This is a genomic window from Knoellia sp. Soil729 (genome assembly GCF_001427985.1).
GTDB lineage: Bacteria > Actinomycetota > Actinomycetes > Actinomycetales > Dermatophilaceae > Knoellia.
In genome coordinates this window covers 74375-99483 of sequence record NZ_LMSA01000005.1, presented here as the reverse complement: position 1 = coordinate 99483, position 25109 = coordinate 74375, and the positions used below count along the sequence as shown (strand labels likewise).

8 protein-coding genes and 1 pseudogene (1 of these 9 cut by a window edge) are annotated in these 25109 nt (G+C 70.0%); 5 read left to right on the top strand and 4 right to left on the bottom strand.

Annotated elements, in window-relative coordinates:
• Window positions 1-117: 117 nt before the first annotated feature.
• Both ASG74_RS15195 and ASG74_RS15190 read left to right on the top strand, forming a co-directional pair.
• Window positions 118-1104, top strand: coding sequence for an SDR family NAD(P)-dependent oxidoreductase (locus ASG74_RS15195; RefSeq protein ID WP_082569819.1), 987 nt, complete (start codon window positions 118-120; stop codon window positions 1102-1104).
• Window positions 1105-1109: 5 nt separating this feature from the next.
• Window positions 1110-1646 carry an SRPBCC family protein gene (locus ASG74_RS15190; protein WP_156465436.1) on the top strand — a complete coding sequence of 179 codons (537 nt, stop codon included), beginning with the start codon at window positions 1110-1112 and terminating at the stop codon, window positions 1644-1646.
• On the opposite strand, the gene ASG74_RS15185 is transcribed toward ASG74_RS15190, so the two are convergent.
• Window positions 1606-3198 carry a phytoene desaturase family protein gene (locus ASG74_RS15185; RefSeq protein WP_056145525.1) on the bottom strand — a complete coding sequence of 531 codons (1593 nt, stop codon included), beginning with the start codon at window positions 3196-3198 and terminating at the stop codon, window positions 1606-1608. The two genes, ASG74_RS15190 and ASG74_RS15185, sit on opposite strands and share 41 nt — an antisense overlap.
• 107 nt (window positions 3199-3305) lie before the next feature.
• Between ASG74_RS15185 and ASG74_RS15180 the strand changes: the two genes are divergently transcribed.
• Both ASG74_RS15180 and ASG74_RS15175 read left to right on the top strand, forming a co-directional pair.
• Window positions 3306-4634 (top strand): MFS transporter, encoded by a 1329-nt coding sequence (locus ASG74_RS15180; RefSeq protein WP_056145523.1) that lies wholly within the window; start codon window positions 3306-3308, stop codon window positions 4632-4634.
• Window positions 4624-6042 (top strand): pyridoxal phosphate-dependent decarboxylase family protein, encoded by a 1419-nt coding sequence (locus tag ASG74_RS15175; protein WP_056145519.1) that lies wholly within the window; start codon window positions 4624-4626, stop codon window positions 6040-6042. The genes ASG74_RS15180 and ASG74_RS15175 overlap by 11 nt, the downstream gene beginning before the upstream one ends.
• Before the next feature lie 15 nt (window positions 6043-6057).
• On the opposite strand, the gene ASG74_RS15170 is transcribed toward ASG74_RS15175, so the two are convergent.
• The gene (locus ASG74_RS15170) at window positions 6058-7419 is read right to left on the bottom strand and encodes an FAD-dependent oxidoreductase (RefSeq protein ID WP_056145517.1); all 1362 of its coding nucleotides are present in this window, start codon (window positions 7417-7419) and stop codon (window positions 6058-6060) included.
• A 97-nt stretch (window positions 7420-7516) separates the two neighbouring features.
• Window positions 7517-8326 (bottom strand): DUF6299 family protein, encoded by an 810-nt coding sequence (locus ASG74_RS15165; RefSeq protein WP_056145511.1) that lies wholly within the window; start codon window positions 8324-8326, stop codon window positions 7517-7519.
• A 162-nt stretch (window positions 8327-8488) separates the two neighbouring features.
• On the opposite strand from ASG74_RS15165, the pseudogene ASG74_RS17960 reads away from it, so the two are divergent.
• Window positions 8489-9093, top strand: a pseudogene (locus ASG74_RS17960) (dihydrofolate reductase family protein).
• Between the two features lie 39 nt (window positions 9094-9132).
• On the opposite strand, the gene ASG74_RS15155 reads toward ASG74_RS17960, so the two are convergent.
• A protein-coding gene (locus ASG74_RS15155; RefSeq protein ID WP_056145508.1) for a Calx-beta domain-containing protein crosses the window boundary here: on the bottom strand, window positions 9133-25109 show its final stretch. The gene runs 23947 nt beyond the window's last position; 15977 of the gene's 39924 nt are visible here — the last part of the coding sequence; its start codon lies off the right edge, out of view; it ends in the stop codon at window positions 9133-9135.

Sequence of the window (25109 nt, the reverse complement as noted above, 5' to 3'; positions counted from 1 at the left end):
CAGACGCTGTCCACGCACTCGCGGGTGTACCGGGCGCGGCGGGTGGGTAGGTCGGTGATGAAGCCGGAGAAGACCGGGATCGGACCGAGCTTGAGCGCGCAGACAGGAAGGGGCCTGATGGCTGGCGTCGACCTGCGCGGCAGGACCGTCCTCGTCACCGGGGCGTCGAGCGGCATCGGCCGGGCCACCGCCCTGTTGCTCGCCCGAGACGGCGTGCAGCTGGTCCTGGTGGCGCGCTCGCGGACGTCCCTGGACGAGGCCAGCGCCGAGTGCCGGACCTTGGGAGCATCCACCCTCGTCGTCCCAGCCGACGTCACCGACCCGGCTGCGGTCCAAGCCGCCTTCGACGCGGCGCAACGCACCTTCGGCCCCCTGGACGGCGTGGTGCACTCGGCGGCAGCCCTGGCCTACGGCCGCTTCGAGGACATCCCGCCCGACGTCTTCGACCGGTCGGTCGAGACCACTCTGGGCGGCACGGCCACGGTCGCGCGGTGCGCGCTGGCAGCCTTCGGGGAGCGCGGCGGGAGCCTCGTCGTGATCGGCTCGCTCCTGGGCAAGATGGCCACGCCGTTCATGAGCCCGTACACGACTGCGAAGTGGGGCGTCCACGGTCTCGTCCGGACGTTGCAGATCGAGGCTCGGTCGACGCCGGGCGTCGGCATCAGCCTCGTGTGGCCCGGCGCGGTCAACACTCCCGTCTACCAGCAGGCCGGCACCTACCTGGGGCGGCGGGGCAGGCCTCCCGTCCCGGTCGACCCGCCCGAGAGGGTGGCGAGGGCAGCGGTGCGGGCCCTCGGCCGCCCGCGGCGCGAGATCTCGGTAGGCGTGGGCAACCACATCATGGTGGCCGGCTTCCGGCTGGTTCCGGCGCTGTTCGACGTGCTCGCCACGCCGCTCATGCGCATCGCCGGGCTCGAACGTCGCTCGACCGAGGCCACGCCGGGCAACGTTCTCGCCCCCCAGCCCGCCGGTGACGCCGTCCACGGACCGTGGGGCCGGCACTGGTTGCGTCGGCTTGTGCCGAGCGGCCTGGCTCTCGCCGGCCTCGCCATGTGGCATCACCGCCCATCACCGAGTACCCGATCCCCACAACAGAGGACGTGATCTCCATGAACAACCCCGCCGACGAGGTCGACCAGCCCGACCTCGACCTGTCCGAGGTCGTCGTCGTCCACCGCGACGTCGATGCACCCGCCCAAGCGGTCTGGGACGTCCTGGCCGACGGGTGGCTGTATGCCACCTGGGTGGTCGGAGCCTCACGCATCCGGGCCGTCGACCTCAGCTGGCCCACGCCCGGCAGCAAGATCCACCACTCATTCGGCGTGTGGCCGGCCGTGGTCGACGACACCACCGAGGTGCTGCGGGCAGATGAACCCGCAACCATGGTGCTCCAGGCCCGCGGGTGGCCCGTGGGTGAGGCGCAGGTCATCATCCGCATCGAGGAGCGCGGTGCGTCACGCTGCACGGTCTCCATCGGCGAGGATGCAGTCCGCGGGCCCGGAACCGCCGTTCCGCACCCGGTGCGTCAGCTGGCCATCGGTCCGCGCAACGTCGAGTCCCTGCGTCGTCTGGCGTTCCTGTCGGAGGGCCGCCACCGCGAGAGCCTCAGTGATCGGCCAGCAGACGTGCCCACGCCGTCCGGGTGATCGCGCGATGCAGCACACCGGTCCTGCCGTGAGCAACGAGCGCCGAACGTGCCGCATTCCAGCCGCACGCGCCGTGCACCCCGCCTCCGGGGTGGGCCGAGGCGCTCGCCAGGTAGAGCCCGGTGACCGGGGTCTCGGCACGCCCCAGTCCGGGGGTGGGGCGGAAGACCAGCTCCTGGTGCAGTGCGGAGGTCCCCGCGTTGAGGGCTCCGTCGACGAGGTTGGCGTCGGCGTGCTGGAGGTCCTGGGGGGACTGCACGTGGCGAGCCAGGACGGTGTCGCCGAACCCGGGTGCGACCCTCTCGACGGCGGACTGCATCCGATCGACGTGCTCGCTCAGCAGTGACCCCGACCAGTCGTGCCCGTGGGGGACGTGCGTGTACGCCCACGCCGTCTCCCGGCCGGGGGGGCACCGGGTCGGGTCCGCGGTCGCCATCTGGCCGAAGAGCAGGAACGGCCGCTCGGGCACCCTGCCCACCGAGAGGTCGGCAGCCATGTCGACGAATCCGTCGAGGTCCACGCCCAGGTGCACGGTGCCGGAGCCGGCCAGCCGTGAGTCTGCCCATGGCACGGGTCGGTCCAGGGCCCAGTTGACCTTGATCGTCGCGTTGTCCCACTGGAAGCGGCCCAGGTCCCGCAGCAGCCGCGGCGGGAGGTGGTGCTCCGAGAGCAGCTGCTCGTAGAGGGAGGGGGCCGTGACGTCGGCCAGGACTGCGTGACGCGCTTTGATCAACGTGCCGTCCGCGAGGCGGACGCCGGAGGCGCGGCCACCGGAGACGACGACCTGGGTGACCCGCGCGCCGGTGAGTACCTGGACGGAGGCCGACTCCGCGCGGCTGCGGAGGGCCTGCGCCAGCTGGCCGGCCCCGCCCTCGGGCACCGGGAACCCGACGTCCTGTCCGAGCATGGCCAGCAGCCAGCCGAAGACGCCGCTGCCGGCAGCGTCCGGTGGCACGTCGCTGTGCATCGCGTTGCCCGTGAGCAGCAGGCCGGGACCGTCACCCCGGAACCGCTCCTTGGCCAGGCGCCTGACCGGTGTCACGGCGAGGCGGGCGAAGTCGAGGCCGTCGGCCAGTCCGAGGCGCCGGGCCATCCGCAGCCCCGACACCACGGGAGGAAAGGGTGTGAAGAGGGCGTCGAGCAGGGGGTCGCGCACGCGCTGCCACCCGGCGCAGAGGTCGAGCCACGCCGCTCCGTCACCGGCCGCTGCCGCATCGAGCTCCGCTGCTGTCCTGTCCGGGTCTGCGTGCATGACCGCAGCGGGACCGTCCTCGAGCGCATGGGACACGACGTCGGGGGCGCGCCGCCAGACGAGTCCGTGCGCAGCCAGGTCGAGGTCGCGGATCACCGGGCTCGCTGCGGCGAGTGGGTAGAAGGCGCTGAACAGGTCGCTCGAGAAGCCGGGCGCCGTCACCTCGCCACTGGCCACCGCGCCGCCCACCGTGTCATTGGCCTCGACCAACGTGACGTCCCACCCGGCATCCGCCAGGGCGATGGCGGCCACCAGCCCGTTGGGGCCGGCACCGACGACGACCGCGTCTGCTGTCGTCACATCGCCACCTGACCTTTCCTCGCGTGCACATCGACACAGTGGGCCTACCCACAGCATGCCGTGCAAAACCCCGCCCCACACCGCTCGCCGCCCGACATACTTCGGGCATGCCCAGTGCGAGACTCACCCGCGCCCAGACGGCCGGGTATGCCGCGGGAAGTGTCGGCACCGGCGGCTTCGGCACCCTTCCCGGCCTCGTCCTCGCCTACTACCTCACGGACACGCTCGGGGTCGCCGCCGTGCTGGCTGCCGTCGTCGTGCTTCTCCCCAAGGTCTGGGACGTCGTCATCGACCCGGCGATCGGTGCCCGCAGCGACCACGAGCTGTCGTCCCGGGGGTCGCGACACCGGCTCATGGCGCTCGGCGCGCTGACCCTGCCCCCGGGGTTCATCGGGATGTTCGCCGTCCCGTCCGGTCTGTCGAGCGGGCTCGCGGCAGTGTGGGTCGTCGTCGCATTCGTCCTCGCCACCACGTCGTTCAGCCTCTTCCAGGTGCCCTACATCGCGGTGCCGGCGGACCTCACCAACGACTATGCCGAGCGCACTCGGATGATGGCGTGGCGCGTGGGGGTCCTCGCGCTCGCGATCCTTGTCTTCGGTGCCGGCGCCCCGGGGGTTCGCGACGCCCTGGGCGGCGGCCGGTCGGGCTACCTCGTCATGGCAGTCGTGTCCGCGATCGTCCTGTCTCTGGGGATGCTCGCAACGGTGGCCAGCCTGCGTGGTCACGAGAGCCACACGGCACACCGTGGTTCCGGGGAGGCGCCGCCCTCATTCCGGGCCGGGCTGGACGCGATCCGCGAGCTGCCCCGCTACCGATCGCTTCTCGTCGTCTTCGTGCTGCAGGCTTTGGCCACCGGGATCGTCCTCGCGGCGGCGCAGTACGTCGCGACCTACCTGCTCGGTTCGCAGTCGATGGTGAGCGTGCTCTTCGCCGCGGTGGTCGCACCCGCTCTCGTCGTCATGCCGGCGTGGAAGCGGTATGCCGCAACGCATGGCAAGCGGACGGCATACCTTGCGTCGTCGTGGCTCTTCGTCGTGGCGTGCGTGGTGCAGGTGCCGGCGCTCGCGCTCGGGTGGACGTGGCTGTCGGTGCTCGCCCTTGCGGGAGGTGGTGTCGCGTATGCCGGGATGCAGCTCTTCCCGCTGGCGATGCTCCCGGACGTGATCGAGGAGGCCGGCCGGGCCAGGGGTGGGGCGATGAGTGGTGTGTGGACGGCGCTGGAGACGGCCGGCCTCGCGCTCGGTCCGGGAGTGGTGCTGCTCATGCTGGCCGTGGGCGGGTTCGTGTCGAGCACTGGTGACCCGGTGGCCCAGCCGCGTGGTGCCGAGGTCGCCATGGGTCTCGCGTTCACCGTCGTGCCGGCCTTGCTCGCTGTCGTGTCGATCGCGGCGCTGCGCCGTTACGTGGAACCGGAGGTGGTGCTCGATGGCGTCTGACGAGGTGTTGGCCAGGCTGCAGGCCTATCGGCAGAACGACGCGCCGACGCATGGTGGTCGGGTCCTGTCCTACGTCTATGACCACGGGATGCCCGAGCTCGATGAGCTTGCAGCACAGGCGATGCGGATGCTGCAGCCGGTGAACGGGCTGGACCCCACGACCTTCCCCTCGGTGGCCCTCATGGAGTCCGACCTCGTGGCGTTCGGCCGCGCGATGCTCCACGGACCCCGGGCGACCGGGTCGGTGACCTCCGGGGGCACCGAGAGCTGCCTGCTGGCGGTCAAGGCGGCCCGTGACCTCTGGCGTGCACGCGGCGGTGTCGGCCGACCACGGCTCGTGCTCTCGACGTCTACGCACGCCGCCTTCCACAAGGCTGCCCACTACTTCGGCCTCGACGTCACGGTGGTGCCCATCGACGTGGTCTCGGGTCGAGCGCCTGCGGCCGCGCTCGTGGCGGCACTGGATGCGCAGGTGGCGCTCGTCGTCGTGTCCGCACCCTCCTACCCCCACGGAGTCATCGACGCGGTCGTCGACGTCGCGGGTGCTGCGGCGGACCAGAGGATTCCGTGTCACGTCGACGCCTGCGTCGGGGGCTGGGTCCTCCCCTTCTGGGAGGAGGCGGGTGGAGAAGCGTTGCCGCAGTGGGACTTCCGGGTACGTGGGGTGAGCAGCATCAGCGCCGACATCCACAAGTACGGCTACGTGCCCAAGGGCGCGTCGCTGCTCCTCTTTGCGGACGCTGAGCTCGACCTCGCCCGCTACTTCGCCATCACCGACTGGCTCGGCTACCCGGTGGTGAACCCCACGATGCTGGGCACCCGCTCCGCGACGTCGCTCGCCTCGGCCTGGGCGATCGTCCAGACGCTCGGCACACCGGGGTATGCCGGCCTCACCCGACGCGTCGTCGACGCGACTTCCGCCGTGGTGTCGGCCGTCAACGAGGTCGAGGGTCTGCAGGTGCTGGGGGAGAGGCAAGGGCCCCTCGTCGCGGTGGCCACGGACGAGTCCGTCCCGGCCGAGAGCCGAGTCGACCCCCTGCTGTGGACGGCCGCGGCGGCCAAGGGCGGCTTCGTGCTGCAGGGGCAACCGGCGATGACGCAGCCGGACGGGACACGGGTTCCCCACACCGCTCATCTGACGATCACCCCGGTGACGGAGGGACTCCTCGGTGAGCTGCTGCCCGTGCTCGTCGGCGCAGCCGACGTGGTCCGGGGACAAGCCTTGCCGAGCCCTGAGGCGTTGTCGCACAACGGCATACCGGATCCTGTTGTTCTTGCAGACGGGGCGAGGGCGGGAGGTGACCTCGACCTGACGACGGTCCTCTCGCTCATCGAGGCGCTCCCCAGGGAGGACTCGGCCAGGCTGCTGTCGGCCTTCCTGCAGCGCTTCACCGCCCCCCGGGACTGAACACGGGCCCCGGGCTCAGATGGTGCCGAGCACCTCGTTGAGTGCCTCGGTCGAGCTCGGATGCGTCCAGATCGAGTCCCGCAGCTCGGAGGCGGTGACGTCGTGGCGCATGGCCAGGCAGATGAGGTTGATGATCTCCTGGCTGTCGACGCAGAACACCGCCGCGCCGAGGACGAGGTCGGTCTCGGCGTCGACGACCACCTTGAGGAGTCCGCGGGTGTCACCCACGATACGGGCCCGTGGCATGGCGGCGATGGTGTCGATGCTCTTCTTCGCGACCTTGATGGATCGCCCAGCATCGCGAGCCTCCCTCTCGCTCAGCCCGACTCGCGCGAGCGGGGGTGTGATGAACGTCGTGCTGGGGACGGCCACGCGGTCGGTGGTGCTGCGCGTCGCCCCGCCGAGGAGCTGGTCCCTGACGATGCGGTGGTCGTCCAGCGAGGTGTAGGTGAACTGAGGTCCGCCGTTGACGTCGCCCACGGCCCACACGCCCTCGACGGAGGTCCGCAGCTGCTCGTCGACACGCACCGCGCCCTGGTCCGTGGTCTGGATCCCGGCGACGTCGAGCCCGAGGTCGTCCGTCGCAGGACGGCGGCCGACGACGACGAGCACCCGGTCGGCAGCGAGGGACCGCCCTCCGTCGAGGTGGACCACCGCTGCGTCCGTGGTGTCCTCGACGCGGTCGACCCTCGCGCCGAGGACGAAGGCGATCCCCTCCTCCTCCAGGACGTCACGCACCGCCTCCACGACGTCGTCGTCCTCTCGCGGGAGCAGGCGGTCCACCGCGTCGACGACGGTCACCTGCGAGCCGAAGGCGCGGTAGGCCGCGGCGAGCTCCAACCCGATGGCACCCGCACCGATGACGACCAGCCGCGCGGGGAGCTCGGTCTCGTCGACGAGCTCTGTCGAGGTGAGGACCCGTGGTCCGTCGAGGCCCGGGATGGGAGGCAGCACCGGCACTGCTCCGGTGTTGATGAGGATGCGTTCGCTCGTGGCCCGCACGCGCTCGTCGCCGGCGCTGACCTCGATCTCGTGTGGCCCCGCGAAGCGTGCCCGTCCGGTGAGGACGGTCGCGGACTCGTGGGTGTCCACCATCGCGAAGTTCTTGCCGCGCAGCAGGCTCGTCAGGGCGTTCTTGCGCTGGATCGCGTCGAGGTAACGCACGCTGTCGTCCGCCGACAGTGAGGGATGGTTGGCCGACTCGACCATCGCCTTGGTGGGGACGCAGCCGATGTTGATACAGGTGCCGCCGAACATCTGGTCCGACTGCTCGACCATCAGCACGCTGTCACCGCGTGCGGCGAGGAAGGCCGCCAAGGTCTTGCCACCCTTGCCCCAGCCGATGACGATCGCGTCGTATGCCGTGGCACCAGTCATGAGGCGAGCGTAGGCCGCTGAGCGAGCCGGCGGTATCCACCGACGCATGGAGAAGGGCGGGAGTGGACCGTGGTCCACTCCCGCCGTTCCACGACTGCTACTTCCCGTTGCGCGAGAGCTGGATCTTGCCGCTGGCGTCGGCCACCGTGCAGTCGACCAGCCCGCAGGCGAAGGCGAGCGAGAAGTTCGCCGCCTTGCCTCCGGCGAAGAGTCCGTTGTCGGAGAAGACGTAGGCCTCCCAGGTGTGGGTGGATCCGTCGCACTCGAGCGGCGAGGCGAAGAAGTAGCCGTTGATCTTGGTGCGGCCGACGGTCTGGGTCAGCTGACCCTCGATGTCGGAGCTGTAGCCGTCGGCGTTGGTGCAGCTGTAGGTCCCGGAGATGCGGGCCGTGCCGTCCTTGTAGGCGACGCCCTTGGGGTTCACCGTGAGCGAGGCGGTCGGGGCCGGAGGCAGCGCCTCGAAGGCCACCGAGAGCTTGCCGCCCATGGTGGCGGAGTCGGAGAACGCAGCGACGTAGTAGGTCGTGCCGGGTTCACCACGCACGCCCACCTGGTTCGGGCCGCAGGCCACGAGGTTGCCGTCCTTCGGGTCCCCGGCGGTGACGAAGAACCCGCCCGTGTAGTTGGAGGCCGACATGTCCGCGAGGAAGCCGTTGCCCGTCACGTCCGTGTAGCGGAACCAGACGCTGGCGTTGGTGGCCGGGGCGCCGCACAACTCGTTGAGGGCGGTGTCGACCGCATCGGTTGTGGCCTGCGTCGTGTCCTGGCTGAGAGTCGTGGGAAGTGCGCCGACCGTGGTTGCACCTGCGGCAGTGTCGTTGGACGGGGGTGCCGCGAGGGCGGCCGATGCCGTGAACGGCAAGAGTACGAGTGCCGCGGTGACGGCGGCGAATGAGCGGAACTTCATGATGAATCTCCCTCAGTAATGAGGGAACCCCTGCCCCCTCTGGGCTCAGAGTAGGGCTGGCGCGGCTGTGCCAGACGAGGTTGCGGATTATTGGTCAGCGGACCCCATCCGGCGGCATGCGGCGGCATACGCAGGACTGACGGGACGGGCGAAGGGAGGCCCATGCAGAGCGTCATGGTCGACTTCATCACCTCCCTCGACGGCTACGCGGCAGCCGAGGGTTGGCCGGGCTTGTGGGGGGTCGACAGCCCCGAGTACCTCGCCTGGCGCGACTCGCAGACTCGCCACGCCCACGTCCACCTCATGGGTGCGACGACCTATCGACTCATGTCGGGTTTCGCCGAGCAGCTCGGCGACGACCCGGGTTTGCACACCTGGCGTCGACCCCCAAGATCGTCTTCTCCTCGACTCTCGAGATGCCACTGCGGTGGGCGAACTCCGAGCTCGTCACGACCGACGCCGTGGAGTGGGTGCGTGCGGCGAAGCAGTCGGGGGACCGGCCCCTGCGCACGCTCGGAAGCCTTTCGGTTTGCCGTTCACTCGTCACTGCCGGGCTGGTCGACCGCTTCCGGGTGGTCGTCTTTCCGTTCATCACCGGGGCGACGGGGCAGGACCCGATCTTCGCGGGCTATCCCGACGTGCGGCTCGAGCTGGTCGAGCACCGGACGTTCGCGCCGGGGCTGCAGATGCTCGAGTACATCCCCACACTTCTCGACGGTCCCCCGCCCGGCGGCATCTGCGGGCCTGAGCCGCAACCGGATCCGTGATGGTGCGCAACTGCGCGCGGCCGGCGGAGGGACGGTTCACTACCGGGGGCGCGATGTGGCGGGGCGACGAAGGTGTCGGACGCGGCGAGGCAGGAGCACGACGAGCAGGGCGAGGAGCGTCCAACCGAGGAGGGGCTTCGGCTGCCGTGCCGGTGCCGGCGAGGCGACACCTGTGCTGGCGATCGCATCGGTCGCCTGCGTCGCGCTGGCAGTGATGGTCTGGGCGGTGCGACGTCCTGCCATGGTCAACGTGGCGGGGACGGAGGCCAGCGCTGAAGCGGCGGCTGCGGTGACCATCGGTGACCACAGGCCTGGCCGGGGCGCAGCTGCCCTGGTCGATGACCGGAGGCTCACGGGCGCGAGCGAGGCCGGAGCTGGGACAGGTGTCCCTGGGTGGCTCTGGAGCTCTCCCACACCGGTCGCAGCATCCCGGTTGAGGGCCTGCACGAGCTGCGCGTGGTCAAGGCCCAGCAGGTGCCCGAGCTCGTGGACCAGTGCCGCCTGGAGCAGAGTGGGGGTCCAGCCCTGCCCGGCTGCATCGATGTCGAGCTCGACGAAGCCGTCCCCGGCATAACCCACCAGGGTCTCGGGGAGGTCGGTGACGACGACTGCGACACCAAGGATCGCCGAGACGTCGTGACCCCACGCCACCCAGTTGCCCAGCGCGGCCCGCGTGGCCGCGGCGACCGACGTGGCGGTCAGGAGCTGCGCGCTGGCGCTGCCGCTGAGCGCCGCGGGGCTGTGCGCTGCCACCAGGGCGCTCTCGTCGTCGAGGATCGTGACGACGGCAGTTCCCTTGGCGATGGTGGCTCGCACGGGGGAGGAGAGCGTGAGGGTGAAGGTCTCGGTGCCCTCACGAGAGGTGTCGTTGGTGATCCGGACGATGAGCGTCGCGCTGCTCTGGCCCGCGGCGATCGTGACCGACTGGCTCACGGCGGTGAAGTCCTTCTTGTCGGCCGTCCCGTAGGACGAGCGGACCTGGACGGTGACACCCCCGGACGGCGCGGGCGACGAGAGAGCGATGGTCACGAGGACGTACCCCGGGGAGGCGCCCTCGAGCACCGTCGTGTCCGCGATGCTCAGGCTCGGTACGACGGGCACGGGCGGGGCGTCGTTGTCGGTGATCGAGCCGCTCACGGTGCTCGCCGCGCTCGTGGTGTAGCCCGGCCCGGTGCCGATCGTGAGGGTGACCGACTCCGTGGCTTCCGACAGGCTGTCGTCCACGGGGGTGATGCGGACGGTTGCGGTGGACGAGCCCGCAGCGAAGGTGAGTGTCGACCCGGAGAGGGTGCCGCCGGTCACCGTGACGTTGTAGTCGCCCATGGAGGCCGTCCCGCCCATCGACACCGACACCGACAGGGGAGCCGTGGCATCGCCGCTGCGAGTGACGGTGAAGACGATCGGGTCGGCCCCTGCTTCGGCCCCCGCCGGGTCGGTCGCCAGGGCGGTGACGCTCACCGGCGTGGGCACGGGCGGGTTGATGGTGACGGTCTGGGTGCGCACGGTCTGGTTGCCGAAGACGTCGGTGGCGGTCCACGTGATGGTCGTGGTGCCGAGCGCGAAGACGTTGCCGGTCGGCACGCCCTCGCGAACCACGACGACTCCGGGGACGTTGTCGGTGGCAGTCGCCGTCCCGATGGCTGGGTCGCTGACATAGACCGTGCTCGCGCCACTGGGGGCCGTCTGGGTGACGTTCGCCGGCACGGTCAGGGTCGGCACGATGAGGTCGGGCGAGCTGTTGACGTTGATGCCGATGACCACGTGGACGTCGTCGAGGCTGGCCGTGCCGCGCTCCACGAGGGCACCGATGGCCCCGTCGCCGACCGCTCCGTTGAACGAGTAGGACCCCACCTGAACGCCGCCCACCCAGACGACGACCGTCGTGCCACTCAGCGTGAGGGTGACGCGGAGGTCGGAGCCGGCCGGCAGGCTGACCGCAAAGGTGGCGTCGACGACCCGGCGGTTCCTCACGACGTGTCCGATGACGACCTGTCCGGTGGCCTGGTCGAGCGTGAGGAACTTGAAGTCGTTGTCGGCGTAGTGGTCGAAGACCATGCCACCGGAGCCCCCAGCGCTCAGGCGCATCGTGGTGTCGACGCTCGTCGTCGTGCCTCCCCCTGCGCGCGCCGGCAGGTCCATGAGGCGCGTCGCGGACCCGGATCCGGCTGTCCCGGTCAGCCGTCCACCCGTGGTGTTCCAGGTGCCCCGCGACGGGCCGCTGAACTGCCCTGTCCCAGTGGCGAAGTCGTCGGTGGCCTCGTAGGTCGTCTGCGGCGGCAGGGCCTGGATGACGAGGTTGTCGAAGATTCCCCGTGCGTTGTCGGAGCCGAACCCGACAAGGCCCATGTTGAGCCCGTAGGCCCTGCCGTCCACGAAGCGGGGGTCGAACTGGTAGGTCAGCTTCGCGACCCCGTCCACGTAGACCGTGACGACCAGACCGTTCACCGTGACCTGCATGGCGTAGTAGGTGTCGGCGCGGACGTTGCCCACCGCGGCCTGCACGTCGTAGGTCCAGCCGGCAGCGGTCCGGTGCCCCATGACGACCTTGTTGGTCGACTGGTCGAGGCCGGCGAACTTGAAGTCGGAGGCGGAGAAGTAGTCGAAGATGACGAAGGCGTTCGCCTTCCAGCCGGAGGTCGGCTTGGCCAGCTTCACATTGGCGAGAAGCTCGTAGTAGACCGGCAGTGTCTGGTCGACGTAGAAGACGGCGGCGGCGTCGCCGCCGAGGGAACCCGCCGAGACGTCGAGGGCCCCGCCGGTGATGTCCCACACCCCGGAGTCGATGGCGACGGCCGACATCTTGCCGTCGTTGAAGGTCGCGCTGCGCAGGACATCGCGCTTGCCGCCGGGGATGTTGCCGGCCTGCGGGTCCGCCGGGGCACCGCTCTGGTCCTGCCACAGGCCGTGGTCCTTCTGGGTGATGAGCCCGATCTCGCCGTAGGGCTCACCGTTGCGGTCGGCGAAGTCGAGGTTCCAGTCGGCTGCACGCGTCGGGTCCGCGCCCTGGGCGGCCGACAGCGTGTAGAGGAACTCGAACAGGGCCGGGGGGACCTGGCGGCTCACGGTGGCGATCCCGAAGGGGGCGAACGGCACGATGTAGCTGTTGAACTCACCGGTCCAGTCGATGAGCCGGTCGCCGCCGGTGTTGCCGATGAGGATGTCGCGACCGGCGCCACCGAAGGCGCGGTCCTCGTACATCGGGTGGGTGTCCGAGCTGTCGTTCAACCACGACGGGCCCTGCGCCAGGCAGGTGCCGTTGTTGCTGTAGCTCGTGCACCCGACACCCAGGACGTCGTCGGCCTGGAGGAGGTCGTTGCCCCAGCCACCCCACAACGTGTCGTGTCCGGTGCCACCGACGACCCAGTCGTTGCCGAGGTCTCCGAAGAGCACGTCGTTGCCGTCGGTCTGCGCGGCTCCGTTGGGGTTCAGGCAGGCCCCGTTGGGGGCGAAGTCGACGCAACCGATGATGACCGGGCCCTCGTCCCACACGTTGTTGAGGAAGAACTGGCGGGGGAAGAGTGCGACGTCGGTGTTGCCCGTGCAGGTGTGGCCACTCGGCGAGTAGGAGGTGCAGGTCCAGACCTCGGCGGCGTCGTTGAAGAGGATGGCGCGACGCGGCTCGTACTCGTCGTAGAGGTCGAACTCACCGGCCCGGCGGGTGCGGTCGTAGTGCCACCCGTCGATGTCGTCGGGGTTGTAGCGCAGGACGTCGCCCGGGTTGACCGGGTGGCCGAAGTCGATCCGGACCAGGCCGTCGCGCACGGCCGTGCAGCCGGGTGTCGTCCCCGAGCCGCAGGAGGTGACGTACTTCGGTGCGTAGCCCGCCACGAGTGCCTCGGCGCCGGACAGGGCGTCGTCACCCGAACCACCGTGGATGGCGTCGTCCCCGAGGCCGCCGAAGATGATGTCGTCGTAGCCGCCCTCCGGACGGAACAGCGGGTCGAGGTCGGCCGGGTCGACGTTGAACGGTGTGAGGTTGACGCTCTTGTTGATCGCCCCCGCGACGTTGATCGTCTCCTCCTGGACGTGGCCGGGCGTGTAGATGACCTCGCCCAGGACGTTGCCCTCGGAGGTGCGGGTGTTCGGGTCGGTCGGGAACAGCGCGAGTATGCCGTAGAGCGGCTCGGCGTAGCACGTGGTCCCGTTGGCGCTGCAGGCAACGCCTTGGGCGGTCCACCCCGTCGAGCTGTTCCGGCTGGTGGAGATGCGCCCGTCGTCGCCGAGGATGCCGTCGTCGCCGGTGCCGCCGGAGATCCAGTCGTCCCCGTAGCCACCGATGAGGTCGTCGTCCTGGCCGTCGCCGTAGATGACGTCGTTGCCGGTCATGCCATAGGCCTGGTCGTCACCGGACTCGCCGTGGAACTCGTCACCGGCACCGCGGTCGGTCGCCGCCGAGGCCGCGTTGAACGCCGGGCCACCGAAGGTGTAGTCCAGCATCTCGACGGCACGGGGGATGAGACGCAGCCCGCCGGCATACGTGTCGTAGGCGTAGGTGAGGTAGGCGTTGGTCGTCTGCTGCACACCGTTGGTACCCACGAGCCGCAGGATGCGGGCGTTGTCGCCGGCGATGACGTCGGCGTCGCGGGCATGTCCGGTGGCGACGGTGGTGATGACACCGGTCGAGCCGAGCGTGGCGTCGCCGCGGTCGTTGCGCGTGATGTCGGTCCCGGCGCCACCGAAGATCAGGTCGGCACCGGCCGGGCGGCACTGCGGACCGAGGCAGAACGAGCCGATCGTGCGCCAGTCGATGTTGGCCAGCAGGCTGATGCCACCGGGCGTGAGGGTGATGGTGACCTCCAGCGGCTCCTGGATGCCGGCGCCGTAGACGGTGAGGGTCTGGGTGCCGGAGGGGAGGCCGGCTGCAGAGCCGGTGAGCAGGAGCGTGCGGCCGTCGGCCGAGATGCCGACGACGCGCCAGGCGACGGCCTTGCCGGAGGAGTCCTTGAGGAAGGTCGTCGCCCCGGTCACACGGGTGGAGAGGGTGATCCGCTGGTCGTTGCCGAGCCCGTAGAGGTCGGAGGAGTCGCCGATGATGTCGTCCTGACCCAGGTTGCCGAAGATGGTGTCGGCGCCTCCGTTGCCCTCGATGTAGTCGTCACCGTCGGTGGCCAGCTCCACGGACGGGCGCACGACGAGCGTGTCGGTGAGCGTCATGGTCGGGTCCGCGAGCCGCCAGGCGCCGATCCGGGCGCCAGTGGGCCCGTCGGGGAGGAGGGCCGGCCGCGGGTCGGTTGCGGTGATGGTGTGGGGGTACGGGGCGAGGACGAACAGGTCGATGGCGCCGTCGCCCTGGATCACGTCGTGGCCCAGCTGACCGAAGATCTCGTCGTCACCGGCACCACCGGCGAGGTAGTCGTCACCCCAGAGCTCCGGCCGGCCGGACTGGATGGTGTCGCTGTGGTCGAGGAGGGTGACGGAGTACTGGGAGCCGGCCCTCGGGTCGTTCTGCCACGTGCCGGTGACGAGCGCGTGCCCGTCAGTGCCGCCGGGGATGCTCGTGCCGTAGATGGTGCTGCCGAGCAGGGCGCGCACCCGTGGGTCGAGCAGGTCGGGGCGGCGGCAGCAGTCGGCGTTGTCACCGGCGATGAGGTCGTTGCCGGCTCCACCGTCGATGAGGTCGTCGCCGTCGAGGGCGCCGGAGACGTTGGAGCCACCGATGAGGAGGTCGTCACCGCTCTCGCCGTAGATGAGGTCGTTGCCCTGCTGGCCCATGACGATGTCGTTGCCGGAGCCGGCGAAGATGATGTCGTCGCCCGACCCGGTGCTCCTCGCGACGTTGGTGGCGCGGAAGTCGATCGTGCCGCCGAGGTCGACGCACAGGCCGTTGCGCGGGTCGTCCGGCTCGTAGGACGTCGTGGTGCACGTGACCCGGCCCTGGTCGCCGAAGATCAGGTCGTCGCCGCCGAAGCCGTAGATGACGTCGTTCCCGGCGCCGCCGAAGAGGATGTCGCGGGCCTCGCTGCCGTAGATCGTGTCGTCCCCGCCGTCGAGGTCGCCGAAGCCGAACGTCTCGATGATGCAGATGAGGAACTCGTGCACCGAGAAGCTCGAGAGGTGGGTGTCCGGCAGGGCGGGGTTGGTGGAGAGACGGGCGCTGTCACCGAAGAGGAGGTTCTTGCCCTGGCCGGCCCTGAGGACGTCGTTGCCGACGCCGCCGATGATGATGTCGTTGCCCGCACCGGCGATGATCGTGTCGCCGCCACCGAGTCCGGTCGACGTCTCGAACGAGGACACGACCTCGATGTCGTGGGCGTCGTCGGGGATGACGCTGTTGCGCAGGAGGTAGTCGACGTAGCCGTAGTCGCCGAAGACGATGTTGTTGCCGTCGAGGACAGCCGCCGTCTCGCCGCTGTTGACCACGATGGTGTCGCCGGCGGCGCCGCCGAAGACCATGTCGCGCCCGATGCCGGTGGTGATGGTGTCCCCACCACCGAGCTCTCCGCCGACGGGCACGTAGCCCTCGACGAGCTGGAGGACCGGGACCTGGTAGTCGTCGTGCGGATAGGTCGGCGGCAACGTCGACGGCATCGGGCGGTTGAAGACGTTGTTCTCGACGCCCGTGACGCGGCCGTGGTCACCGAACACGATGTTCTGGCCGGTGCCCGCGTCGATCGTGTCGCCCTGCGCACCACCCGCGACGATGTCGTCTCCGAGGCCCGTCGTGATGGTGTCGACGCCGCCCTGCTTCTCGGTGATGCTCTCGACGAGGTGCAGGATCGTCACGCTCGCGGCGCCCTCGAGGTAGAGCATCCGGCCGTGGTCACCGAACACGACGTCGGACTGGCCGTCACCGGAGATCGTGTCGTCACCGTTGCCGCCGAAGATGCGGTCACGACCGCCGTCACCGGTGATGACGTCATGGGCGCCGTCCTCGGCACGCTCGGTGCGGATCTCACGCACCCGACCCACGGTCTGGATCTTCTCGAGCTGGGTGGGACGCGAGTAGCCGGGGGCACCGACGACGGCCTCCTCCGTGTCCTGCCGCACGCTGCCGTAGTCGCCGAAGATGATGTCGTCGTACTCGTCGGCGGTGGCGCCGGTGCTCCCGACCCCGTCCCCGTGCAGGGTGTCCTGGCCGGCCTCGAGCCCGTCGCGGTCGGGGAAGACGCTCGCGTTGCGCCAGGGGATCGTCAGCTGGCGGGTGATGACGTCGACGTTGATGCCGTTGTCGCCGTAGATCTGGTCGCTGCCCCGGCCGCCGATGATGAGGTCGTCGCCCGAGCCGCCGGCCAGGAAGTCCGGAGCCGCGCTGCCGAGGATCGTGTCGTCACCGGCGCCGCCGTAGGCCGTGATCCCGACCGTCGGGAGGGCGCCGGAGGCGACCCCAGCGAGAAGTGCGGAGGCGTCGATCACGTCGTGGCCGGCATACACGAACGGGTTGGCGACGGGGAAGATGAAGCGCGAGTCGCCGTTGCCGATCTCGTTCGGGAAGGGCTTGGTGCCGAAGGCGAGGAAGGACTGCACGCGCGGGTCGCCGCCGTACCACCTGCCGTCCTGCGAGGTGTCGCCGTAGACGACCAGGGGAGAGCTCGGACCGGCACCGCCGGTGATGACGACGGTGTCACCACCGATGCGGGTGGTTCCGGTCTTCGGGTCGCGAGCCGCGACCGTGGCGTCCGCGTAGCCGCCCGCCGCGAAGCTGGCGCCGGCGATGGTGAGGGTGTCACCCGACAGTCCCGAGATGGTGCCGAGGGCCACGCCGTTCACCGTGAGGACCTGACCGACGACGAAGCCCGCGCTGGCCCAGGTGACCCCGTCGTCGCGGCGCAGCGTGGTGGCGCTCGGGCGGCTGAACGTGCCGATCACCCGGATGAGCGAGTTGCCGCCTCCGTGCACCGTGGTGATGCCGCCGTGGACGGCGATGCTCCCGAGGGTGCCATCGGCGTTGTGGTCGCGGCCCGGGACGAGGGTGCTCGTGATGTCGAGGTGGTCGTTGCCCTGGCCGAGGAGGAGGTTGAGGACCTCGATCGTGCTGTGGGCCGCGGTCTGGTCGAACCGGCCGGTGACCGGGTCAACGACGATGGCGCCGTAGGTGATGCCGGCGGGGAAGGTGGTCGGCTCACCGAACGGCATCGCACCGCCGGAACCAGCGACAAGTGCCGCGAAGTCGAGGGGAGTGCTGTTCATGCCCAGACCGGTGATCGCGGTCGCGGTCAGCGTGCCGTTGAGGTCTTCCTGGCTGGAGTCGGCGTAGACGTTGAGCACGTCAACCTGCTGAGCCTCCGGGGGCTGCGGGGCGATCTGGAAGAGCGGGGCGTTGCCCTCACCGGGAAGGATCACGGCCGGGCGCAGTGAGCGGTCGGAGGCGGTGGTCCCACCCTCGACGGCGAGGGGGCCACGGATGCCGGAGAGCAGGTGCGGGCGCTTGGAGAAGGACTTGAGGTTCTCCTGGCCGGGCTGGAGGACGTAGAACGGGTCGGCCACGAGGTTGACGGTGACCGGCTGCCACCAGTTGGTCGAGTCGAACGTGACGACCGCGGCCCACTGCATGACGGTGAGGACCCCGCTGAGGGCGTTCGGGGGGCGGGCCAGGGTGGTCAGCGTCATGAGGTCGAGGACGCCGCCGGTGCTGCTGCTGATGAGCTGGATCTTGTAGCGCGACAGCGACGAGCCGATGGTGACCCGCTGTCCCTCGAGGAAGCCGGCGTCGAGCCAGCTCTGGCCGTCGGTGCGGTGCAGGGTGCCGGTGCCGACGTCGTAGGTGACGCCACCGGTGTAGACGCCACGGGTGACGATCCGGCTGAGCACGGCTGCCGGAAGCGCTGCGGCGGGGGGCGTGGGGCTGGTCCCGAGGACGAGCGTGAGCGACTTGCCGTCGGCGGAGACCGAGCCGATGACGTAGTCATAGGTGGTGCTACCGACGGTGAGGCGGATGCGCTGTCCTGCGGCGAAGCCCTCGTCCCGGAAGTTGCCGAGCGCCGAGTCCCCCGTGCGGGTCAGCGTCGAGCCGCTGAGGGTGAGGGAACCGCTGAACTGCCGGTATGCCGTCTGCCCACCGATGGCCCGGTAGCTCACCCTGCCGCCTGCGACGACATCCGTCTGGCCGTCGGTGACGATGGCGACGTTGACGGGAGTTCCGCTGCCGGGGTTCTGGGTGGGCCGGATCTCGTAGGAGTCGCCGGGGCCGGGTCCGGTGAGCGTGTCGCCGGCGACGACGAGGGTCCTGCCCCCGCTCTCGAGAACGACGATGCCGGGGGTGTCGTCGTCGTAGAGCAGGGCATCGATGCGGGCGGCGAGGGAGCCGGCATACGAGCTCGTGGCGGTGATCGTGGTGGTGTGCGGGTCCTGGCGGACGAAGTCGTCGACCGCGACGAGCGTGACGAGGACACCGCTCTGCCAGCTGCCGGCCGTGATGGTGATGTCGTAGACACCGGCGACGCCGGGGGCGCGGGCGGTGACCGTGTGGATCGTTCCCGCAGGAGCGGTGAGGGTCATGCGGTCGTCGCTCAGGGTGAGCCGGACGACGACGTCCACGCCGGGGTCGGTGGCGAGGCGCACGAGCACCGTGTCCTTGAGGCCGGTGGTGCTGGTGCCCTCGACAAGGATCGTCGTGCTGTCGGGCGTGCCGGAGCGGTCCTGCTCCACGAGCTCCACTGCGGGGAGGTCGTTGTCGCGGATGGTGGCCTCGACGTTGCGCACGACGGCGTGGTCGAACAGCGGGTCGGCGCTGATGACCGAGTGGCTGATGACGACGACGCGGGTTCCCTCGGGGAGGGTGTCGTTGACGGCCATGAGGGAGACCGACTGTGCGTGGGCCTTGTCCCACTCGGTCGGTGTGAAGAGGAGCACGACGGCGTAGGCGGGGACGGGCACCAGCTTGCCGTCGATCCAGACCATGCGGTCGTAGGCCACCGCGTCGAGCACCGGGATGCCCGTCGCGAGGTGGATGGTGTCGCCACCGGCGGCGGCCTCCGCGGACGAGGACCGCGCGGCTGAGACCGTGACGTAGACGTTGGCGGTGGGCTTGTGGGCGAGGTAGACGATGTAGGTGTCGGCACCGACGGCGCCCTCACCTTCGCGCACCGAGGTGAAGCCGCCACTCTCCTCGATGACGACCTGGCCCTGGCTGCCGCGGGCGACGATCGTGTCGACCCCGGGGGCTGCGAGCCCGTCGTAGAGGGGGTTGGTCGAGCTCACGTCGTGGTTGACGGTGCCCGAGGTGCCCTCGATGTCGCGGGAGACGACGCTGCCCGTCACGTCACCGGCGACGTTGATGACGTCGCTGCCGAGGCCGCCGATGACGCGGGTCGCGACACCGGGTGCCGTGGACAGGACATCGAAGAGGTCGTCGCCCTCGAGGCCGTCGATCTCGAGGATCTCCACGTTGGCGTAGGTGACCGCGAGGCCCGCTCCGTAGACGGCCTTGGACGTCACGACGATGTGGTCGGCGAACTCGGTGCCGAGCACCACGACCTTGTCGATGCCGTTGCCGCCGTCGATGGAGACGGGGGCGTTGATGTTGTACTGCACCTGGTTGTTGCCGGCGCCGGTGCGGACCTCGGTGGTCGCGGCGGTCGAGAACAGGCTGGCGCCCAGCAGGGGCATGGCGACCTGGTGGGTGGCGTCGCGCCAGACGATCTCGCCGTTGGCGTCGGTCCTCGCGAGGGCGAAGGCCCGCACGACGAACTGGTCGTTGCCGTCGTCACCCTCGAGCCGCAGCGCTGCCTGGTTCGAGTAGACGATGAAGGTGTCGTCCCCGGTGTCGCCCTGGGCCAGGAGGGCCTGGCTGTTGCCCCTCGAGAGCCAACCGCGCGTCGTCGCCACGGTGCCGAAGACGTCGTTGGGGGCGAGCGAGCCGCCCGTGGTGACACCGGTGGTGTTCGTCGGAGTCGTGCCGGCGTAGGGAGATCCGTCGCGCTGAAGTCCATAGAGCTGGCCGACCTGGAAGCTGTCGTTGCCGCTGCCGCCGTCGAGAGTGGTGATGGCCGAGTTGTCGTCGCTGGCGAAGTAGTCGTTGCCACCGAGGCCGTAGACCGTGAGGCGTCCGTTGACCGCCGTGTCGTAGCCGATGCGCTCCACGTCGAAGGCATTGGCGGCGAGGGTGCTGACCCCGGTCGGCGCGGCCACCCCGAGGGTGGTGTGCAGCAGGGCGACGAAGGCGGGTCGGTCGGCGCTCTCACCGTCGATGGCGTTCACGCGGCGGAGGAGGAAGAGGTCGTCGACGGGGTAGGAGGTCCCGGGGGCGGAGTAGCCCTCGGTGGCAGAGTTCATGCCGTAGACGTACAGCTCGTCCACGCCGTCGTCCGGGGCGCCGGTGTCGAGGACGTGTGCGACGTAGTTGCGCGAGCTGCCGCGGCTGCCGGAGGTGTGGAAGCGGTAGGTGTCGGTCTCGGCCTGTCCGTCGAGCACCAGGGTGTGGCCGGCGCCCACGTTCATCGTCTGGAGGTACCAGATCGTGAAGTCGTCCTCGCCGTCCGCACCCTTCACCACGGCGAGGCCGGCGGAGCCGTGGATGCGGGTGTCGCTGCCGAGGTGGATGTAGCCGGCGGAGTCCACGCTCGTGCCGCCGGCGACGCCGGTGGGGTCACCGAGCTGGAAGCGGTCGACGTCGGTGTCGCCCCAGATGTTGGTGACGTAGGCGTCCGCCTGCGCGGCCGGGGCGCCGTTGCCGGAGGCGATGTCGCCACGCAGGACGATCGTGGTGCCCCAGTGGGCGTCGCCGTTGCTCCAGTCACCGAAGATGTCGACGGTCGTGCCGGCGAGGATCTGGCTGTTCGGGCTGGTCGTGACGTCGTCGCCGACGCGCAGCAGGACCGAGGTGGTGGCGGCGACACGTCCGCGGGTGACGGTGCGCTCGCCGGTCTCGACGAACCTCACCTTGCCGTCGTGCAGGAGCGAGAGGTCCTCGTCGAGGGTGTCGTGGGCGGCCAGGGTCACACCCGTGCGGAGGTCGCCGTGCGCCCACAACGTCGCGCCCAGGGTGAGGCTGGTGTCACTGACGCCCACGATGCTGTAGTCACCGTCATAGGGAGTGCCGCCGGAGATCCGCAGGGCCGTGCCGACGAGGAACCCGTCGGTGATGAAGCTCCCGGTGCTACGCGTGACGGTGGCGCCGTCGAAGGTCACGGCTCCCGTGGAGGACGACGGTGTCGTGCGCGGAGCCCGGTATGCCGTGGGGTTGGCAGCCGTGGTCTCGCGGACCGTGATGCGCACCTGTCCGTCGAGGGCCTCGGCGAGGACGAGGGAGAGGGCCCCGCGGGTCTCGGTGAGCCAGATGGAACCGTCGGCCTCGAGGCCCACATCTCCGAGGCCCGAGTGCTGGGACTCGATCTCGAGGTCGTTGCCCGTCGCGCCGAGGCTCGCGCCTGCGCCGTTGGCGTCGAGGTCGATGGTGTTGCCATAGACCTGCGCGACGTCGGTGACCCCCGGGGTGGCGTTGCGTGCGTCGACGATGGATCCGGCAACGGTGGCCAGAGAGACGTCGCCCAGGGTGTTGACCTCGAACAGTCGCAGGGTCCCGATGGTCTCGGTGAGGAAGATGCCACGACCTGCCGTCGCAGTGCGGTCGAAGGCCCGCAGGACACCCGTCGTGCCACTTCCGTAGGCGACGTCGATCTCGAGGAAGTTCGTGGCGTCCCCGATCCCGCCACGCCCTTGGTCGGTGTCGCTGCACAGGGGGTCGGCGATCGTTCCGTCGAGGACGAGGCCGCTTCCGGCGCACATGGTGATGTTGCGACCGGACACGTCGGCGACGACGCCGTTCTTCGTGTCACCGACGAGCCCGCCGAGGGCGTCCACGATCCGACCCGGTGCATAGAGGAGGACGTCACTGAGGGTCGAGAGGATCCGGCCGACACGCAGGTCGCCGACGTGCTCGTTGAGGGTGATCCAGCCGTTGGTCAGGACGTCGACGTGACCCGTCGTGAGGACGTCGAGGATGCCGAGGACGTTGATCGTCCTGGGGGAGGCGGCGGTGGGCTGGGCCGCCTCGACGACGATGCTTCCGCCTGCGACGATGCCGGGCAGGACGTAGGGCGCACCGGTGAGGGTGAGGTCGCGCGCCCGGATGTCATAGGTGCTGTCCGTCTGCGCGAGGAACGACCCACCCGCGCCCGAGGCCGGTCGAGCGCAGTCGGCAGGGCACGAGGTGTCGGGAGTGAAGTAGACCCGGTGAACCACGCCGCTGGTGGGGCTGCTGGGCCACTTCGCGAGCACGCCCGAGCTGGCGCCGGTCGGGGTCTCCCGCACACTCGGCTGCAGGAGCAGGTCGGCGTCACCGCCCGTGGTCACGGCGTCGATCAGCACGCTGTAGGCCGTGGCCGTCGCGATGCGCTGGACCCCGAGGATGTCGAGGAAGGCGTCGGCGTCGGCCATGACGGTGAAGCGCTGCACCGGAGTGAGGAAGTGCAGCTGCAGCAGGAGGGTCGCCGTGTCTCCCGGCGTGAGGGTGATCGGGGTCAGTGCGCTGGTGGCGGCCAGCTGGATCCCGGTGCCGTCTGCCGTGGGAATCGCGTAGTAGTAGGCGCCACTGGTGAGGCCGCCGATGGCCGTCGCGCCCGGTGCGGCGTCGTAGCGGACGATCTGGCCGAGGAAGAAGACCATGTCCGGACCGAGGGTGATCGTGTTGTCGGCCACCACGACGCGGCGCGTCTGGAACGTGCTGCCGCGGGGTAGAAGGGCGGAGTCGATGATGTCGACGTTCACCCGCGCGGATGAGGAGCCGACCGAGGCGCCGTCGAGCCGCAGGATGTTGGCCCGGATGAGGGAGTAGTGCCGGGGTGTGCCCGCCACGTCCAGGCTGCCGAGGTGGATGGTGCCACGACCGGCGGTCGACGTGATCGCGCCGGTCGCTGCGAAGACCGACGTCGTGCCGATCGGGTTGTCGATCGTCCCGTTGATCGCGACGGAACCGGTGCCGAGGGCCCGGATGTCGACCAGGGACGGCGCCGAGTCGCCCCTGACGTTGAAGCGGATCGTCACGCTGGCCGAGGTGTCGAGCCACACCAGTGGCTGACGCGTCGACACCATGTGGATGTCGTTGATCTGGATGAGCTTGTTGGACAGGTTCGTGATGAGGACCTGGCTGAGCGTGTCCCTGAAGGTCCAGGTGCCGAGGGCGCCGCTGACAAGGGCCTCGGGGGTGCGCGAGATGGCCGACTGGATCTCGAAGTCCCCGCTGCTCCCGGAGGCGTACGGAGCGCGGAAGACCACGTCACCCGGGCCGGCGTTGCTGATGTCGTTCACCACGATGACCGAGCTCTGGATCGTCTGGCCCTCACCGATCTGGCTGCGGCCCGGGCCGTCGTTGACGGTGACCTCGACGGCAGTGGTGATGGTGCCGTTGGCGTCGACCACGAGTACCGGAGTGCGTCCGGAGAGGATGAGGACGTCGGAGGAGAACGGGACCCGGATCGCGATGTCGAGGTTGGACCCGTCCTCGTCGCCGCTACCGGCCGCGAGCGAGCGCCGTGAGACGTGTCCGTCGGAGCCCGCGAACAACGCGCCGTTCTGGGTGTCGACGTAGAAGGCGAGGTGGTTGGACTGGGCCGACGTCTGCAGGTTCGTGCCACTCGAGGCGCGCGGACCCGGACCGGCCGTGACGAGGGCGCCGGAGGCGCCCGAGACCGTCGAGTCGAGGTTGGTGGTGTTGCGCCCGTCGGCGTCGACGTAGCCGAAGAGGCCGGTGGAGCGGGCGAAGGAGTCCGCGAAGGTGTGGACGAATCCGTAGCGGGTCTGGAGGTCGACACCCTCGTAGCCGGTGATCGCGGCGTTCGCACCGATCGTCACGTTGGTCGTGGCGTCGACCTGCGCCGTGGCGTCGTCGATGCCCTCGCTGTAGAACCCGGCACCGTAGGACTCACTGTTCGCCGTGGCCACGAGGCTGGGCACGAGGGCTCGAAGTGCCACGGTGAGACCGGTGACGTCGGCGGAGGCGCCGATGGCCACCACCGTGGCCGCGCCCTCCATGCCGGAGACGTTGCTGTCACCCACCTTGGTCACTGCGTTGGAACGGCCGTCGGCACCGAAACCGAGTCCGCTGGCTGTCGACTTCTGGGCGCCGTTGACGCTCGTGCTGGCCGTGATCGCGACGTCCTTGCGGGCCACGACGTCGGCGTTGCCCAGGACCGAGGCGCTGGTGAGGAAGTCGATGAGGATCGTGCCGTCCTCCGCGTTCGCGACACCGATGCCGCCGGCGGCCCTCGCGTAGTTGGTGCCGTTGGCGGCGATCGAGGTTGTGGCCGACATCGTGAACGTGGTCGTGATGATCCTCGTGCCGTCACCGATCCAGGCCTGGTTGTCGACCCATGTGCGCAGGAAGGTGTCGGAGCTCCCGACGCCCACGATGCCGCCCGTGTTGTTGCTGGAGTTGGTGCGGGCCAGCGTGCTGGCGATCGTGGTGACCGACACCTGCTTGGCACGCACGGTCGTGGCCGCGACGTAGCCGCGCACCGTGCCCTCGATCACGACGTCGGCGTGGTTGCTGCCCGCTGCGATCGCGCCACCGCCCGACCCGGTCGAGGTGGCTGACGTGACACCGTCCCCGACGCGGGGGAGCACCGTCGCGAGGTTGACGCCGCCGGGACCGACGAGCTGGTGCATGCTGCCGGTGGGGATGCCGCCGGTGAGGTCGATCCGCAGCGTCTGCTCGCCGGTGCTGGGTGTCAGGACCACCGTGGAGCGCAGCGAGTGGGTCGCGATCGACGAGAGGCCGTTGATCGAGAGGGACTGTCGTGTCCCTCCCGTCGGTGCCGACCACAGCTCGAAGCTGTTGCCCGACACGTTGCGCACGTAGTAGGTCTGGCCGTCGACCAGGGTGCCGATGGCGGCCCACGGGGCGGGGGTGAGCTGGTGTGTCGTCCGCACGGGCTGGCTGACCGGCAGGCCGTCAACGATGGTGGTCGTGGTCTTGGTGACGCTGAGCGCGATGACCGGCGAGTCGAAGGTGTCGCTGACCAGGCCGTTGACGAGCCGGCTGACCGTGGCGCTGAGGCTGCTGCCGGCGGCGAACGCCGGGGTGCCCTGCAGAGTGGCCGTCTGGCCGGAGACGCTCGCGATCGTGTAGGTGCCGTTGTATC

Excerpts from the sequence above, each read along its gene's own strand:
- ASG74_RS15180 (WP_056145523.1), top strand. The coding sequence starts at position 3,306 with ATGCCCAGTGCGAGACTCACCCGCGCCCAGACGGCCGGGTATGCCGCG.
- ASG74_RS15175 (WP_056145519.1), top strand. The coding sequence starts at position 4,624 with ATGGCGTCTGACGAGGTGTTGGCCAGGCTGCAGGCCTATCGGCAGAAC.
- ASG74_RS15170 (WP_056145517.1), bottom strand. The coding sequence starts at position 7,419 with ATGACTGGTGCCACGGCATACGACGCGATCGTCATCGGCTGGGGCAAG.
- ASG74_RS15165 (WP_056145511.1), bottom strand. The coding sequence starts at position 8,326 with ATGAAGTTCCGCTCATTCGCCGCCGTCACCGCGGCACTCGTACTCTTG.
- ASG74_RS15195 (WP_082569819.1), top strand. The coding sequence starts at position 118 with ATGGCTGGCGTCGACCTGCGCGGCAGGACCGTCCTCGTCACCGGGGCG.
- ASG74_RS15190 (WP_156465436.1), top strand. The coding sequence starts at position 1,110 with ATGAACAACCCCGCCGACGAGGTCGACCAGCCCGACCTCGACCTGTCC.